Here is a 16213-nt window from a genome sequence, read left to right on the forward strand (position 1 = left end):
GCGCGGCGCCACTTCACAGTCGCGATCGGGTTTTCCGTCTGTCCGCATGTGACCGATGGCCGGCTCGATCGCAATTCGTCGTCTGATCGGGAGCGATGCTCTTCTCGCGGTCGACCATTACGGCTTCCGCCGCGGCATCGCTCTGAATTGCCGCCTGATCCAGCGCTTCTAACCAGCGTATGACCATCAACGCGTGAGCATAGCTCGCGACCTTTCGTCTCCTCATTAACGGCCGATGCTTTCGCAATTTTATTGCGAGCTACGCGCCCCTCTTGCGGCTGTCAAAGCGTACGGCGTGGGTAGTGGCCGGGCTGCCATGGCATTCGCCCCATGCCCTTGCGCCATCCAATCCAACTAACGTCCGATCGAGCGAACCATCGGGACGCACGGGCTGGCACAAGAATCATCCTTCGCCCATTCCCTCGCTCTGCACCCGGCTGTTAGCTTGATAGCCCCAACAACGACAGAGGAGTCCGGAGTGTCATATAACCAGGATTCGGATGGCGTGCGCGTCGTACTCAGTGGGCCACAACTGGCGGCGGTGCTAACGCGCCAATCGATCAGCCAGAGCGAAATGCTTTCCAACCGGCTATGGGGCGGATTGCAACTTGTCGGCGGTCTGCTGGAAATGGTCGGGGCCGGCGCGCTGTGTGTGATGCCGGAGCCGACCATGGCAAGCAAGGCCGGATGCGTTGTGTTCGGCGTACACGGCTCGGACACAGCGGCCGCTGGCTTGCGTCAGATCTGGACGGCGCGAGATACGGCGACGCTGACCCAGCAGGGCACGACGAAACTTGCCGAGGCGATGAAGGCCAGTCCCGATATGGCGAACAATATCGGTCTGTGGCTCGATATGGTCGTGCCGTTTGGCTTCGCTAGTTCGGTCAAGGCTATACGGACTTCGCGGATCGTGATGGGCCGGATCAGACTGATGGAGCACGAAGCAAAGGACGGTAGCCGGATCGGCGGGCATACAATCGAAAAGCATGTCGGGCGGACTGAGGCGCAATTGCGCGAGCGGCTGCGCCTGGAACCAAAAAGAGAAGTAGTATCGTCGTTTCGGGATTTACCGACGGCGGAATGGGCGATCTCCAATGCCATGGAATCCAACACACTGAAAATCAGGAATTGGGCTCAATCAAATCCGAGACATGTTTTAACTCTATTCCATAACGTTGGAAAAACTGTAGGCTATGGAATTATCCGAGAAACCGGGCAAGTAAAGGGTATGAGTACGGTTCAGGCTGTCTTGAAATATGAGAAATACAATGGAATGCCATATTACATTTTGACGTCTTATCTACTGAAATGATGAACGAAGAATCATATCCCCAGTTCTATGTCCTGTTCGGGGGATATCTCAACCAAGATAGCGATCTCTGGGGTGACACTCTGGAGCAGGTTGTATCATGCTTCAAGGGAGACAGTTCTACAGAAGAAATTGCAGAGACGCTACGCGAAATAGATAAATATAAAAAAGAAGCAGGCGAAAATCTTGACCAAAAGTTTTACGAAGATTATGGATTTAATTTCCATCCGAAATTGTGGGGATACACTACCGCATCCTTCTTTGACGAATTAAAACGTCTGCTGGGCGACTAATCTGCTTGCCGGCTGCAACGCTCACGGCGCAACAGCGCCATCCTGCAAACGGCCGCAAAACCGACAAAAAAACGGCGCCCACTCATGGGCGCCGCTTCTTTCACAACATTGGCCCACTAAAGCCGACCGCACTTCGCCTTACTTCGCCGTCGCCGCACCGGCCGACGCCCACTTCGGCTCCGGCATCTTTTCCGAACTCCTGGCCATCAGGCAGACCACGACCGCGGCGATCAGATCGAACACCGCCAGCACGACGAACAGCGGGCTATAGCCGATCTGCGTGACGAGCACACCGAACAGCGCGGTGAACGCCGCGGCGCCCAGATATCCAGCCATGCCGCCCATGCCCGTCGCGGTCGCGACCTCGTGCTTGCCGAACATGTCCGAGGTGATCGCGTACAGTGCGCCCGACAACGTCTGGTGCGCGAAGCCGCCGACGCACAGCAGCGCCACCGCCATGTACGGGCTCTCGACGAGACCGACGCACGCCGGCCCGATCATGAACAGCGCACCGACCACGAACACCATCTTGCGCGACGTGAACAGCGACACCTTCGCGTACTTGTGGAACAGCGGGCTCAGATAACCGCCGAGCACGCAGCCGATGTCGGCGGCGAGGAACGGCATCCACGCGAACATCGCGACTTCCTTCAGGTTCATGTGACGCTCGGTCATCATGTACAACGGAATCCACGCGTTGAACGTTTGCCAGGCCGGCTCGGACAGAATTCGCGGAATACCGATCGCCCAGAAATCGCGGCTCGCCAGCATCGCGCGCCAGTTGCGCTTCGGCGTGTTGATGTCATCGTGATGCTTCGCTTCCTGGCCGCTCAGAATGTAGTCGCGCTCCGCGTTGCCCAGCAGCTTCTGGTTGCGCGGATGCTTGTAGATGATCATCCACAGCACGCTCCATACGATACCCGCCGCGCCGACGATCACGAACGCGAGTTGCCAGCGGCCGTGAAACAGTGCCCACACGACGAGCGGCGGCGCAAGCAGCGCGCCAATCGACGAGCCAATGTTGAACCAGCCGATCGCAACCGACCGCTCTTTCGCCGGGAACCACTCGCTGGTCGCCTTCACGCCAGCCGGAATCCCGGCCGATTCGGCGAGACCCAGGATACCGCGGAACACGGCGAGGCTACGCCATCCCGTCGCCCATGCCGCCGCCGCGCACGCCACCGACCACGCCAGCGCGAACACCGCGAAGCCGACCTTGGTGCCGATCGTGTCGAGCACGAAACCGGCGACCGGCTGCATGAACGCATAGCAGAGCTGCCACGCCACGACCACGTGCGAATACTGCTCGGTCGTGATGTTCAGCTCCTTCATCATCGTCGGAGCCGCAACCGACAACGTGTTACGCGCCAGGTAATTGATGATCAGGCCGGCCGCGACCAGCGCGACCATCCCCCAGCGAATACCCTTGATCTTCATTGCTGCCACTCCTCGATGCAATGCCCGTCAAACCGAACGGGACTTAAGCCTTGCGCGAATAGTCGATGCCGACGAAGCTACCGCCCTGGTAGCGCTGGCACAGCTCATCGAGCGGATTCGGGCGCGACAGGATGTCTTGCGCGTAGTCCTCGGCGTTCTGCTTCGGCTCGTAGCCAAGGCGCGCGGCGCCGCTGTTGTCCCACCAGCTGCGCGTATTGGCCGACACGCCCCAGATGGTCAGGAAGCCGACGTGTTCCGCTTCGATGCAGCGCTCGAGGAAATGCATCAGGTCCTTGTGGCCGAACCAGGTGCTCAGATGGCGCTGCTCGGTCGGACGCTCGAGGCAGCTGCCGATCCGCACGCACACGCTTTCGATGCCGTGCTTGTCCCAGTACATGCGCGCGAGCGCTTCGCCCCACACCTTCGACAGGCCGTAGAAGCCGTCCGGGCGCAGTTCACAGTCGAGGCTCAGATGCTCGGTGACCGGGTACATGCCGATCGCGTGGTTCGAGCTCGCGAACACGATGCGCTCCACGCCGTTGCGGCGCGCGCCTTCGTAGACTTCGACGAGGCCGCGCAGGTTGTTCTCGATGATCTCGGGCAGCGGGCGCTCGACGCTCGTGCCGGCGAAATGGATGAGCACGTCCACGCCGTTCAGCAGACGGTCGACCACCGCCGGATCGCGCAGGTCGCCGTTCATCACGTCTTCGCCGTCGACGAGCGGCGTCAGTACTTTGGAGCCCGCGGCCGAGCGCAACGGCACGCCACGCGCGACGAATTCAGCACGTACCACGGAGCCGAGCTGGCCGCCGGCGCCACTCAGGGCAATCTTCTTCATAGGGGTTCCTTTTACTGCGCCGCGCGCGAGGTCTTCAGAGAACAGACAGAGGATCTGAGCGGCCGGCGAATCGCGCTGCGCGCGTCGCATAACACACTCAAGTTGTACGATAACGTACTATCGACGATGGACAAGCGGATTTCAACTCCGCATTTACCCTTAAAATACTGCGCGGCGGTTTCGTACCTCTTTAAAAAACAAAGGCATAGGAACGTCGCGTTCGTGCGACATCGTATAACTTGAAGTGGATTTTGGTCCAGGAGTGGATTTACCCGACGCCAGCGGGCGCGTGGCGTCCGACGCGAGCGGCGTCCGTATGCCGCCCGCGCCCTCAACAGATCACATCGTTACGTTCGCTCAGGCGCCGATGAATTCGAGCAGATCGGCATTGACCTTGTCGGCCTCCACCGTGCACATGCCGTGCTGGCCGCCCGGATAAACCTTCAGCGTTGCGTTCTTGACGATCTCCGCGGTGCGTCGGCCGGCTGCGTCGATCGGCACGATCTGGTCGTCGTCGCCGTGCAGCACCAGGGTCGGCACGTCGATCTTCTTCAGATCTTCGGTGTAGTCGACTTCGGAGAACTGCTCGATGCAGTCATAGAGCCCCTTGATCGAACCGGCCATGCCCTGGCGCCAGAATGAATCGATCACGCCCTGCGACACCTTCGCGCCCTCCCGGTTGTAGCCGTAGAACGGCACGGCCAGATCCTTGAAGAACTGCGAGCGATCGTCCGCGACGCCCTTGCGGATGCCGTCGAACACGTCGATCGGCAGGCCGAGCGGATTATCGGCGGTCTTCAGCATCAGCGGCGGCACCGCGCCGATCAGCACAGCCTTCGCGACGCGTCCCGTGCCATGCCGGCCGATGTAATGCGCAACTTCGCCACCGCCTGTCGAATGGCCGACCAGCGTCGCGTCCTGCAGATCGAGATGTTCGATCAGCGCGGCGAGATCGTCGGCGTAGGTGTCCATCTCGTTGCCGTCCCACGGCTGCTCCGAGCGGCCGTGACCGCGCCGGTCGTGCGCGATCACGCGAAAGCCCTTGCTGCCGAGAAACAGCATCTGCGCATCCCACGCATCGGCGGTCAGCGGCCAGCCGTGCGAAAACACGACCGGGCGGCCATGGCCCCAGTCCTTGTAGAAAATCGAGGTACCGTCTTTCGTTCTGATCGTGCTCATCTGCTGACTCCTTGTCGATGAAGTCTGCCGTCGCCGGCAGGTGGATGAAGCGGACGCTGCTCACGAAGTATGCGCGCGACGCATGACAGAACGCCGTGCGAATGCGGCAATGAGTCATGACCTATTGAGAAATTCCGCCGCGAAATAACATCAACACCAAACGAATGGCGAACGGATAATGCGCAACGAATACTGAAGAGAAATCGCTGAAACGGCCACGCGGCAGCGTGCATCGTAGAAGTAAAAAAATCGCCTGACCAGCACGCCCACCGACGAAGTCGGTTTGGATGGATCGATTGTCGGCTGGCGACAGACACCGCCCGCGACCTTGCCGCGCAAGGCTGCGCGAAACGCATTGCTGCAGCGCGGTCGATTGACGCAGCTCACGCGACGAGGCACACACGGCCACGTATCAGCCGCCAAAAGAAACTTGATATTCAACAACGGCTTGCCTCATCGATAAGCGTATTTCGCATAAAACAAGGCGGTTTTTTGACGCACATCGCATCGCAGCACATTTTGTTTCGATCCCCTACTCTTGCGCCATCTGCCCAGCGCAGAGCGCACCGACATCGGTCGACGCGCGTAAGTCCGCTCACGCGGCCATCACGCACAACAGGATCATGAACTCCGCACTATCGGCATTCGATCTCGCGCGCATTCAATTCGCGTTCACCGTTTCTTTTCACATCGTTTTCCCCGCGCTCAGCATCGGTCTCGCCAGTTTCATCGCCGTTCTCGAATGGCGTTGGCTGAAAACCGGCAAGGCCTACTACAAAGATCTTTGTCTGTTCTGGTCGAAGATCTTCGCGGTGGCCTTCGGCATGGGCGTCGTCTCCGGCGTCGTGATGAGCTATCAGTTCGGCACCAACTGGTCGGGCTTCTCGAGTTTCGCCGGGCCGATCACCGGTCCGCTGCTGATGTACGAGGTGATGACCGCATTCTTTCTCGAAGCGGGCTTCCTCGGCATCATGCTGTTCGGCTGGCAGCGCGTGAGTCCGCGGGCGCACTTCGGCGCAACGCTGATGGTCGCGATCGGCACGCTGATCTCGACCTTCTGGATTCTCGCGTCCAATAGCTGGATGCAGACCCCGCAGGGCTTCGAGGTCGTCGACGGCCATGTCGTGCCGCTCGACTGGTTCAAGATCATCTTCAATCCGTCGTTCCCCTACCGGCTCGCGCATATGGCGCTCGCGGCGTTCATCGTCGCGGGGCTGGTGGTCGCGGCGGTCGGCGCGTGGCATCTGCTGCGCGGCCGGCGCGATCCCGCCGTCAAGAAGATGTTCTCGATGGCGCTGTGGCTGCTGTTGATCCTTACGCCTATCCAGGCATTCGTCGGCGATCAGCACGGCCTCAATACGCGCAAGTATCAGCCGGCGAAGATCGCGGCGATCGAAGGCTTGTGGGATACCGAAAAAGGCGGCACCGCGCTGAACCTGTTCGGCATCCCCGACATGAAGGCGGAGACCACGCGCTACGCGGTATCGGTGCCGCACCTCGGCAGCCTGATCCTCACGCATAGCTGGGACGGCGAAATCCGCGGTCTGAAGGAATTTCCGCCTCAGGACCGGCCGGATTCGACCGTCGTGTTCTGGAGCTTCCGCATCATGGCCGGCCTCGGCGTGCTGATGATCGCGATGTCGATCGCGGCCTGGGTGCTGCGCCGGCGCGGGCGCCTGTTCGAAGCGAAGTGGTTCCAGCGGCTGTGCGTCGCGATGGGGCCGAGCGGCTTCATCACGCTGCTGGCCGGCTGGGTCACCACCGAAGCGGGCCGTCAACCGTGGGTCGTGTACGGCGTGATGCGCACGTCGCAGGCGGTGTCGCCGCTGACCACGCAGCAGGTTGGTTTGTCGCTGATGACGTTCGTGGCCGTCTACTTCCTCGTGTTCGGCACTGGCATCTACTACATGCTGAAGCTGATGCGCTCCGGTCCTGCGCTGCCTGGCGCCAAGTCGCACGACGTGCCTCACGGCCCGCCGCAGCCGACGCCCGCGCAGACCGCGCGCCGCCCGCTGTCCGCCGCCGATCAGATGATCGACGCCGTCTAACCTACGCTTCGAGAGAAAGAAAAAATGGACGTAACCGTCGTATGGGCCGCGATCATCGCGCTGGGCCTTTTCATGTACGTAGTGCTGGACGGCTTCGACCTCGGCATCGGCATCGTCTTTCCGTTCTTCCCCGACGAAAAGGAACGCGACCTGATGATGAACACGGTCGCGCCAGTGTGGGACGGCAACGAAACCTGGCTCGTGCTCGGCGGCGCCGCGCTGTTCGCGGTGTTTCCGGTCGTCTACTCGACCGTGCTGTCGGCGCTCTATCTGCCGCTCGTGTTCATGCTCGTGTGCCTGATCTTTCGCGGCGTGTCGTTCGAGATCCGCGCGAAGTCGCGGCGCACGAAGCATCTGTGGGACCTCGCATTCATCGGCGGCTCGGCGGGCGCAGCGTTCTTCCAGGGCATCGTGCTCGGCGCGTTCCTGCAAGGCATTCCGGTCGCCGATGGCGCCTATGCCGGCAACGCGTTCGGCTGGCTCACGCCGTTCAGCCTGCTGACGGGCCTCGGACTCGTCGTGACCTACGCGCTGCTCGGCTGCTGCTGGCTCATCGCGAAGACCGAGGGCGATCTGCAGCGACGGCTGCATCGCGTGGTCTGGCCGCTGACGCTGGTGCTGCTCGGCTTCATCGCGCTTGTGAGCCTGTGGACACCGCTGATGGATGCGGGCATCGCGCAACGCTGGTTCCATGACGGGATCTTCTACCGTCTGCTGCCGGTGCCGTTCCTCGTCGCGATCTGCGCGTTTTTCATGCATCGCGCGGTGCGCGCGCGCCATCACAACACGCCGTTCGCGCTCGCGCTGGCGCTCGTGCTGCTCGGCTATCTCGGGCTGCTCGTGAGTCTGTGGCCGTATGCGATTCCGTCGAGCATCACGCTATGGGAAGCCGCCGCGCCACGCTCGAGCCAGACGTTCACGCTGGCCGGCGCGGCGGTGATCCTGCCGATCATCGTCGCCTATACGACGATGGGTTACTGGGTCTTTCGAGGCAAGGTGCGTCATGGCGACCAACATCACTATCACTGAAACGCGGGGTGCCAGTGCGTCGGCTCCCACCGCCACTGCCGCAACGCCCAGCCGCAAACTGCCGGGCTGGCTCTGGTTCATCGCGCTATGGTGCTTCGGCGTGACCGCGGCGATGTCGCTCGGCTTCGCCTTCAAGCTTCTGATGAATGCGACGCTGTTCGCGGTCAGATAGCGGCGCGCGAACCCGTGTCGATCCGGCGGGCATAACCTTCCGGATCGTGCGCGTCAGCGCTTCAAAAACGGGGCGCGCGGCTCGTCTACGTAGCAAGCCGGAACCTATGCGCGGGAGACCTGCCTTAACATCACGAAGCGCATCGAACGATTCCGGCAGCCGGCCACGCGCGTCGCAGCGCAACTGCGCAGCCTGCAACTGCGGCATGCGCAACGGCGGCAGCCCTCAACGGACAGGCTCGACTCGCGGAGACATTATGAAGTTTCTTGTAGCCGACGACCATGAACTGATCCGGCAAGGCGTCAAAGGCATGCTGCGCGGCTTCGATCCCGACGCCCAGTTCGACGAAGCCGACAGTTGGGAAACCCTTGCGACCGCCGCGCGCCCCGACGCGAATCACGATCTGGCGATCGTCGATCTGCATATGCCGGGCATGAGCGGCGCGACGTCGCTCGAAACGCTGCTGAAGGCGAATCCGGCGCTGCCGGTGGTGGTGCTGTCCGCCGAGGAATCGCCCGACGAGATGCGCGCGGTGCTCGCGGCCGGCGCGCTCGGCTTCGTCCCCAAGCGCCAGCCCGCCAGCGTGATGCTGAAGGCGATCGAACTGGTGCTGTCCGGCGGTGCCTATGTGCCGATGGAGGCGCTGAGTCTGCTCGGCTCGCGCGAGACGCGGGCGGCCGGCTGCGCGGGCACCGATGCGGATGGATCGGCACGTGTGCCGGCCCCGGGCGCCGCCGCGCAAGCCGTCCGCGGGCCGGGCCCCGGCACCGTCCCGCAGCTCGAACCGGTCACGCAGGTACCGTCGCTGCAGCCGCATCAGCAGCATCTGCTGGAGAACCTGTCACCACGTCAGCAGGACATCATGCGGCTCGTGCATCGCGGCTGGACCAACAAGATGATCGCGCGCGATCTCGGCGTCGCCGAAGGCACGGTGAAGGTGCATCTGTCGGTGATCTTTCGGGCGCTTGGTGTGCATAACCGGTCGACGGCGATCGCCGTAATCAATGGATGGCTGGAGGCCGGGAAGACGTTGTAGCGCTTTGTGCTGCGCCGCAAGCCCAACCCGTCTTGGTTTCCAGCCTCTAAGGCTGCGTTTCGCTTTGCGCCCCTGAGCCCGCTTCGGCTTGCGGCGAGCCGGCCGCGGCGGGCGACGGCGGTGGGTCGTCCGGCGCTCCGCCCCCCAACACCACTGCACCCGCCGGCCGCCCCTGATCGAGCTCCGCCTGCTGCCACAGCATTTCCAGCGTGCGCCGCAACCGCGCCGGCGTCACCGGCTTGTGCAGCACCGGAATCCCCTGCAACGCGAGCGCCGTCAGCTCCGCCGACGCCATATCGCCGGTGATCAGCAGCGTCACCACATTGCCGTGCCCCTCCCGCGCAAGCACGCCCCGTATCGCGCTGAGCGCCTGCGCGCCGGTGCGGTGATTGGCGAGCTGGTAGTCGCACAGCACCGCGTCGGGCACGAAGCCGTCCGCGAGCGCGGCGAGCGCGCCGGCTTCGTCGCGCGCGCCGCGCACGTCGCAGCCCCAGCGCTCGAGCAGACTCGCGAGGCCTTCGAGTATCGACGGCTCGTCGTCGATGCACAGCACGCGCCGCCCCTGCGCGGCCGGGCCGCCCGCGACCGAATCGTTCAGACTCGCGACGATGCCGCTCGCGTCACCCGCCTGCACCGCAAAGCGGAACACCGAGCCGCGCCCCGGCGCCGAGCGCAGCTGCAACTCGCCGCCGAGCAGGCCGACGAGCCGCCTGACGGTCGGCAGCCCGAGCCCATGCCCCTGACGCGCGTCGCGCTGCGGATTCTCGACCTGGTAAAACTCCTCGAAAATCCGCTCGTGCTCTTGCGGCGCCATGCCGACGCCCGAATCGCGCACCTCGATATAGCCGCCCTTCTGTCGCCCCGCGCGCCGCAAGCCGAGCCAGATCGCGCCTTGCTCCGTATAACGCACCGCGTTCGACAGCAGATTGCTCAACACGCGTTCGAGCAGCACCGGATCGTCGTAGACGACCATCGTCGTAGGCGCGATGCGCAGCGCGAGCCCCTTCGCCGCGGCCTGCGGACGATACTGGCTACCGACCCGTTCGAACAGCTCGGAGAGCCGGAAGTGCAACCGGATCACCTGGGTCACGCCGCTTTCGAGCCGCGCGAGATCGAGCACCTGGTTGAACAGCTGATTGAGCGCCTCGACGTTATAGACGATGTGCCCGGCCGTCTTCGCGTGCTGCGCGGACGTCGCCGCCGGATCGTTCAGAGATGCCGCAAGCAGGCCGATCGCATGCAGCGGCTGACGCAGATCGTGGCTTGCCGCCGCGAAAAAGCGCGTCTTCGCGAGGCTCGCTTCTTCGGCGACGCGCTTTTGCGCGGCCAGCGATTCCGCGAGGTATTGCTGATCGACACGCGCCTGCACGACCTGGCGAAACAGCTTGCGATAGCTCATCGCGTAGACGTTGATCGCGCAGAAGAAGAACGCCAGCACGATCGCGAGAATCGTGCGATCGAACGTATGCGAGCCGAAATGCAGCACGATCGACGGCAGCAGCAGAAATGGAATCGAGGTCGAAAAATTGAGGAGATCGAATCCATTCGACATGAACACGCCGGCCGCGAGCGTCACCAGCATCACGGTATGCAATAACGGCAGATCGGTTTGCGGACTCTGGAACGCGAACCACACCGCGAAGCCCGGCCCGCTATAGAGGAGCACACCGCGCAGCGCGTGCAGATAGATCCAGTCGCGCGGCGAGACGAGCTGCGGATAGCGGCGGTTGCAAATCCACAGCGCCAGGCCCGCGCAATTGGCGAGCGCATAAAAAACGAAGCACGCGATAAACAGCGGCGGGGCCGGCACATGCGGCCAGTAGATCGCCACCAGCACCGCGATCGAAAACCAGTGCGAAAAGAACGCGATCGGATCCTGCGCGTAGAGCACGCGCACGAGGTCTTCGTCGATGGCACGCTGGATCGGGTCGGCCCGCATGGGGCGGTCTCCTCTGTCGATCGGCGTGAGCGCTTTAGCGCTTACGCCGATCCCACGCAGCTTCATCGCGCGGGCATGGCAACTTCGTTGAGACGAAATACTGACGAAGCGGCGGCGCTCCGGCGCTTCGTGGCAACCGCGGGTCGAATCGGGCGACCGAACGCGCCGCCCGCGCGGTCTATTCTACGGCGAATGCCCGCTCTTCAGACGAATCGTCAGGAATCCACCAGAAGGTTTACCCGGCAGTTTACCCATCGGCTAACACTTAATCCATATAGGCGAAGGCCTTGCCGCGAACCATACTGCATTCACGTTTCAGCGCGGCATTTCAGCCACCTTCCCTCGACTCGCGGCCCACGCGCCGCGGCTCGCCGCGCTCCCTGCCAACCGACGGAGGTTTTCCATGGGCGCAGTCCCGAGCTACGAGTTCGCCCGCCAACTCGACGACGCGATCCTCCCCGATCTGTGGCGCAGGCGCACCCGGCTCTCAGCGGACGAAATGGTGTCGATGGTCGAACTGGTCAAGCGCGCGTTGCGGACCTACCACCCGCTCGAATTGCAGGCGCTCGGCGAGGACAAGGAAGAACTGGTCGCTCAGTTCATCTACGCGAAGGTGTTGCGCCTTGCGCCCGGCCACACCGAAACGAACGCGCGCGCCGACAGCGCACCGTCCAACAGCTACGCGGTATGCGCGTATTTCCGCCGCTATCTGATCGACTGCCTGCGCAGCGCGTGCCATCAGCGCAATCTGTCGATGGAGACCGAGGGCGTCGCGCAGGAAATCGATCTGCACGCGCACGCGCTCGAAGACCCGGTGGAAAGCGTGCTGCTGCAATACGGCCTCGACGAACAGCGCGTGCGGCGCGCGGCGCGCGAGTTCATCGAAGGGCTCGACGAACCCGAGCGGATCGTGCTGGCCGGCAGCCTCGGCTGGTGCTCCGAAGGCAAAGGCGGGCTTTCGGCGGTCGCGGCTCGGCATCGGGTGCCCTCTTATCACTATCGCGCCGTCAAACTCGGCGTCACCATGAAAAAGACGGCCGGCGCCGAGGAATTTTCCAACACCAAGATCGGCCGCTGGCTCACCGACGCGCTCGGCATCGAGATCGACGTCGACAATCGCGCGGCGATTCTGGTTGCGCTGAATCTGCTCGCGGCGGAATCGAGCGATAGCGAATTCAATGAAGTGGCCGCGTAATAGTTCGGATAACCAACAGGCCACATAAGAAGCGCGATAAGTGCGCATGCCCGTACGGCCGGGTACACCCGGCAACGGCCGGCCGGGCGTGCCGCACTGAACGTCGCACGCTACGACTTCGGCGCGCCCTCCACGGCGCGCTTTTTTTGCGCCGATATTCCGCCTACGATAAAAAAGCTCCCGCAGCACGCCGTCTTTGTTCCGAAGTCGAGCTTCCGTTCCCCGCATCCGATTCCAGACGAGGTGGTCCTGATGAACCGCTTATCGAGCGCGCCGACGGCGCTGCAACGGCATTACGAGGTGGTCGTGATCGGCTCGGGCTACGGCGGCGCGATCGCCGCGAGCCGTATGGCGCGCGCGGGCCGTCGCGTGTGCGTGCTCGAGCGCGGCCGCGAATTCATGGCCGGCGAGTATCCGCGTACGCCCGTGCAGGGCGCCGAGCAGATCCAGTACAACACGGCCGAGGCGCAGATCGGTTCGCCGCTCGCGCTGCTCGAAGTGCACGTAAATGAAGACGTCAACGCGGTGGTGGGCTGTGGGCTCGGCGGGACGTCTCTGATCAATGCGAACGTCGCGCTCAAGGCCGATCCGCGCCTGTGGGACGACCCGCGCTGGCCGGCCGCGCTGCGCGCCGACCAGGCCGGACGCGACGACGGCTATGCACTCGCCTGGAAAATGCTGTCACCGTCGCCGGTGCCCGACGACTTCCCGCCGCTGCCGAAGCTGCAGGCGCTCGAAAAATCGGCGCAGGCGCTCGGCATGGCCGACCGCTTCAGTCGTCCGCCGATCACGGTCACGTTCAAGGACGGTCCGAACGCGGCGGGCGTCGAGCAGCAGCGCTGCGTCGGTTGCGGCGATTGCAACTCCGGTTGCAACTACGACGCGAAGAATTCGACCCACATGAACTATCTGCCCGACGCGGTCGCCCACGGCGCGCAGATTTTCACCGGCACGGCCGTGCATTCGGTACTGCGCGATCCCGACACGCAGCAATGGAAGGTCAACTTCCAGCTCGTGAAGCTCGGCCGCGAAAGCTACGACGCCCCCGATCTGTTCGTACTGGCCGATGTCGTCATCGTCGCGGCGGGCACGATCGGCTCGACCGCGCTGCTGCTGCGCTCGCGCGACGCGGGCTTGAGCATGTCGGAGATGCTCGGCCAGCATTTCACCGGCAACGGCGACGTGCTCGCCTTCGCGTACAACACCGGGGACACGATCAACGGCGTCGGCTGGGGCGAGCACAGGCCGGGGCAGATTCCGCCGGTCGGGCCGACCATCACCGGCCTGATCGACAATCGCGCCGACGGGAAAAACGTCAGGGATGGCTATGTGATCGAGGAAGGCTCGCTGGCCGGTGCGGTCGGCGAGGCGCTCGTCGGCATGCTCGGCGCGGTCGCGCCGCTCGAAGGCGTGGATGCGGCTGGAGCCCCGTCGCTGCTCGAGCGCATGAGTTATGACGCGCGTGCGCTCGAAAGCCTGATCCGCGGCCCGTACCACGGTGCGATGAATCACACGCAAAGCTACCTCGTGATGGCGCACGACGACGAAAGCGGCCGCATCACGGTCGGCGACAAAGGCCGTGCGCGCATCGAATGGAAAAACGCGGGACGCCAGCCGATCTTCCAGAGCATCGAGAACGTGCTGATCGAGGCGACCAAACCGCTCGGCGGCAAATATCTGCGCAACCCGATTTCGACGAAGATCGCCGGCCGGCACACCGTCACCGTGCATCCGCTCGGCGGCTGCGGCATGGGCGAGGACGCCGCGCATGGCGTGGTCGATCATCTGGGCCGCGTGTTCAGCAGCACGGCCGGCGTCGCGGTGCACGACGGCCTCTACGTGATGGACGGCGCGGTGATGCCGATGTCGCTCGGCGTCAATCCGCTCCTGACCATCTCCGCGCTCGCCGAGCGCAATTGCGCGCTACTGGCCAAAGCGCACGACTGGTCGATCGACTACATGTCGAAGGGCACCGCCGCCGCGCCGCCCGCACAGAAGATCGGCCTGCGCTTCACCGAGACGATGGTCGGCACCTACACGCCCAGCGTGGCGGGCGAAGCCGCGAAGAGCGCGATCGAATTCACGCTGACGGTCGAGTCCGACGATCTCGCCGACATGCTGAGCAACCCGAATCACCTCGCGCGCACCGCCGGCACCCTGACCTGCCCCGCCCTGTCCGCCCAACCGCTGACGATCAGCGACGGCACCTTCAACCTGTTCGTCGTCGACGAATCCGACGTCGACGAACGCAACATGAACTACCGGATGACGCTCGACGCGGTCGAAGGCAACACCTGGTATCTGACCGGCAAGAAGATCATCACGCGCACGTCGCCGATCAACCTGTGGGAGCAGACCAACACGCTGTATGCGGAGATTCGCGCCGCGGCGCAGGACGATGCGCCCGTCGTCGGCACCGCGACGCTGATCATCACGCCCGAAAACTTCCTGAAGCAGCAGCGCACGCTCGAAGTCACACACGCGCCCGACCTGAAGACGCGCCTCGAATGGACGCTGAAGTTCGGCAAGTTCTTCGCGGGCGTGCTGTTCACCGAATACGGCGGCGTGGCCGCGCCGCTGCAGTTCTACGATCCATACATACCGCCGCGCGCGAAACGCACGCTGCGCGCGCCGGCGCCGCAGGTCACGTACTTCGACACACCCGACCGCACGCGGCTCAAGCTCACGCGCTACTGCGATCCGCCCGCGGGCAAAGCCGCGAAGCCGATCCTGCTGATCCACGGCTCGGGCGTATCGAGCCGCATCTTCTCGACCGATCTGATACCGACCAACCTCGTCGAATATCTGTACGCGTCGGGCTACGACGTGTGGCTCGTCGATCTGCGCGTCAGCATCGAACTGCCGAGCGTGCTCGTGCCGACCAACGTCGACAAAGTCGCGCGCGAGGACATTCCCGCCGCCGTCGCGAAGATTCGCGAAGTGACCGGCGCGCCGAACATTCAGGTACTCGGCCACTGCCTGGGCGGCCTCGCGCTCAGCATGTCGCTTCTCCATGGACTCGACGGCGTGCGCTCGGCGGTGATTTCGCAGGTGTCCGCGCATCCGGTGCCGGGCACGTTGCAACGGATCAAGGCCGGCTTGCATATTCCCGACCTGATGCAGCATCTGCGCATACGCGAGCTCACCGCCTATACGCAGGAAGATTCGTGGCCCGCGAACCTGTTCGACGAAGCGCTGCGTCTCTATCCGCTCGATCACGGCGAGGGCTGCGGCAATCCGATCTGTCATCGCGCGACGTTCCTGTATGGCCTGCTCTACGAGCACGACAAGCTGAACGAGGCGCTGCATGCGAACCTGCAGGAACTGTTCGGCATTCACGACATGGCCGTGTTCCAGCATCTGGCCACGATGGTGCGCGCGGGCCAGGTCGTCGATGCGCGCGGCGACGACGTGTATCTGACCGGCGCGGACGGCATGAAAGGACTCGAGGGCATGCGTTTGCCGATCGGCTTCATTCACGGCGAGAAGAACGAAACCTATCTGCCGGTCAGCACCGCGCGCACTTACGACCTGCTGCGCGAGCGCTTTTCCGAGCAGCCGTACGAGCGGCATCTGATCCCGGGGTATGGGCATATCGACTGCATCTTCGGCAAGAACGCGGCGGTCGATGTTTATCCGTTGATCGTCGGCTATCTGAATGCGCATTGACACGGCTGCATTGCCGATGCGCCACGCATTCGGACAATAAAGCCAGGCATAAAACAAGAGATTTTGATA

12 protein-coding genes and 1 pseudogene are annotated in these 16213 nt (G+C 63.4%); 8 read left to right on the plus strand and 5 right to left on the minus strand.

The window, feature by feature from the left end; all coding sequences use genetic code 11:
- Positions 1-18 precede the first annotated feature (18 nt).
- Positions 19-188, minus strand: a pseudogene (locus F6X40_RS42600) (IS5/IS1182 family transposase); the annotation flags it as partial.
- Positions 189-478: 290 nt separating this feature from the next.
- Between F6X40_RS42600 and F6X40_RS26420 the strand changes: the two are divergent.
- Complete coding sequence (locus tag F6X40_RS26420) at positions 479-1312, plus strand: RNase A-like domain-containing protein (protein ID WP_187629804.1); 834 nt, start codon at positions 479-481, stop codon at positions 1310-1312.
- A complete protein-coding gene (locus F6X40_RS26425; protein WP_184067044.1) occupies positions 1309-1602 on the plus strand; it encodes a contact-dependent growth inhibition system immunity protein in 294 nt (97 codons plus the stop codon). The genes F6X40_RS26420 and F6X40_RS26425 overlap by 4 nt, the downstream gene beginning before the upstream one ends.
- 138 nt (positions 1603-1740) lie before the next feature.
- Here F6X40_RS26425 and F6X40_RS26430 read toward each other — a convergent pair whose 3' ends face one another.
- The 3 genes from F6X40_RS26430 to F6X40_RS26440 form a co-directional block, all read right to left on the minus strand.
- The gene (locus F6X40_RS26430; RefSeq protein ID WP_187629805.1) at positions 1741-3039 is read right to left on the minus strand and encodes an MFS transporter; all 1299 of its coding nucleotides are present in this window, start codon (positions 3037-3039) and stop codon (positions 1741-1743) included.
- A gap of 43 nt (positions 3040-3082) precedes the next feature.
- On the minus strand, positions 3083-3877 hold the full coding sequence (locus F6X40_RS26435) for an NAD-dependent epimerase/dehydratase family protein (RefSeq protein ID WP_187629806.1): 795 nt from the start codon (positions 3875-3877) through the stop codon (positions 3083-3085).
- 357 nt (positions 3878-4234) lie between these two features.
- Entirely contained in the window at positions 4235-5056 is an 822-nt protein-coding gene (locus F6X40_RS26440) for an alpha/beta fold hydrolase (protein WP_018420811.1), read from the minus strand.
- Between the two features lie 623 nt (positions 5057-5679).
- Between F6X40_RS26440 and F6X40_RS26445 the strand changes: the two genes are divergently transcribed.
- The 4 genes from F6X40_RS26445 to F6X40_RS26460 all read left to right on the plus strand — a co-directional run bounded on the left by F6X40_RS26445 (position 5680) and on the right by F6X40_RS26460 (position 9341).
- The gene (locus tag F6X40_RS26445; RefSeq protein ID WP_187629807.1) at positions 5680-7104 is read left to right on the plus strand and encodes a cytochrome ubiquinol oxidase subunit I; all 1425 of its coding nucleotides are present in this window, start codon (positions 5680-5682) and stop codon (positions 7102-7104) included.
- A gap of 24 nt (positions 7105-7128) precedes the next feature.
- Positions 7129-8133: a cytochrome d ubiquinol oxidase subunit II gene (cydB, locus tag F6X40_RS26450; RefSeq protein ID WP_187629808.1), complete on the plus strand. Its 1005-nt coding sequence runs from the start codon at positions 7129-7131 to the stop codon at positions 8131-8133.
- The gene (locus F6X40_RS26455) at positions 8108-8305 is read left to right on the plus strand and encodes a hypothetical protein (RefSeq protein WP_184067254.1); all 198 of its coding nucleotides are present in this window, start codon (positions 8108-8110) and stop codon (positions 8303-8305) included. Before cydB ends, F6X40_RS26455 begins: the two co-directional genes overlap by 26 nt.
- A 256-nt stretch (positions 8306-8561) precedes the next feature.
- Positions 8562-9341, plus strand: a complete 780-nt coding sequence (locus F6X40_RS26460) for a response regulator transcription factor (RefSeq protein ID WP_184069179.1) — start codon at positions 8562-8564, stop codon at positions 9339-9341.
- A gap of 46 nt (positions 9342-9387) precedes the next feature.
- On the opposite strand, the gene F6X40_RS26465 is transcribed toward F6X40_RS26460, so the two are convergent.
- Entirely contained in the window at positions 9388-11280 is a 1893-nt protein-coding gene (locus F6X40_RS26465; protein ID WP_187629809.1) for a hybrid sensor histidine kinase/response regulator, read from the minus strand.
- 403 nt (positions 11281-11683) lie between these two features.
- On the opposite strand from F6X40_RS26465, the gene F6X40_RS26470 reads away from it, so the two are divergent.
- Positions 11684-12475 carry a hypothetical protein gene (locus tag F6X40_RS26470; RefSeq protein WP_187629810.1) on the plus strand — a complete coding sequence of 264 codons (792 nt, stop codon included), beginning with the start codon at positions 11684-11686 and terminating at the stop codon, positions 12473-12475.
- A 252-nt stretch (positions 12476-12727) separates the two neighbouring features.
- Positions 12728-16144 carry an alpha/beta fold hydrolase gene (locus F6X40_RS26475; RefSeq protein WP_187629811.1) on the plus strand — a complete coding sequence of 1139 codons (3417 nt, stop codon included), beginning with the start codon at positions 12728-12730 and terminating at the stop codon, positions 16142-16144.
- Positions 16145-16213: the final 69 nt, after the last annotated feature.

This window comes from Paraburkholderia sp. UCT31 (assembly GCF_014397655.1).
Classification (GTDB): Bacteria; Pseudomonadota; Gammaproteobacteria; order Burkholderiales; family Burkholderiaceae; genus Paraburkholderia; species Paraburkholderia tuberum.

Bases quoted from the DNA above. Each gene is read 5' to 3' on its own strand.
- F6X40_RS26425 (WP_184067044.1), top strand. From the start codon at position 1,309: ATGATGAACGAAGAATCATATCCCCAGTTCTATGTCCTGTTCGGGGGA.
- F6X40_RS26430 (WP_187629805.1), bottom strand. From the start codon at position 3,039: ATGAAGATCAAGGGTATTCGCTGGGGGATGGTCGCGCTGGTCGCGGCC.
- F6X40_RS26435 (WP_187629806.1), bottom strand. From the start codon at position 3,877: ATGAAGAAGATTGCCCTGAGTGGCGCCGGCGGCCAGCTCGGCTCCGTG.
- F6X40_RS26440 (WP_018420811.1), bottom strand. From the start codon at position 5,056: ATGAGCACGATCAGAACGAAAGACGGTACCTCGATTTTCTACAAGGAC.
- F6X40_RS26445 (WP_187629807.1), top strand. From the start codon at position 5,680: ATGAACTCCGCACTATCGGCATTCGATCTCGCGCGCATTCAATTCGCG.
- cydB (WP_187629808.1), top strand. From the start codon at position 7,129: ATGGACGTAACCGTCGTATGGGCCGCGATCATCGCGCTGGGCCTTTTC.
- F6X40_RS26455 (WP_184067254.1), top strand. From the start codon at position 8,108: ATGGCGACCAACATCACTATCACTGAAACGCGGGGTGCCAGTGCGTCG.
- F6X40_RS26460 (WP_184069179.1), top strand. From the start codon at position 8,562: ATGAAGTTTCTTGTAGCCGACGACCATGAACTGATCCGGCAAGGCGTC.
- F6X40_RS26465 (WP_187629809.1), bottom strand. From the start codon at position 11,280: ATGCGGGCCGACCCGATCCAGCGTGCCATCGACGAAGACCTCGTGCGC.
- F6X40_RS26470 (WP_187629810.1), top strand. From the start codon at position 11,684: ATGGGCGCAGTCCCGAGCTACGAGTTCGCCCGCCAACTCGACGACGCG.
- F6X40_RS26475 (WP_187629811.1), top strand. From the start codon at position 12,728: ATGAACCGCTTATCGAGCGCGCCGACGGCGCTGCAACGGCATTACGAG.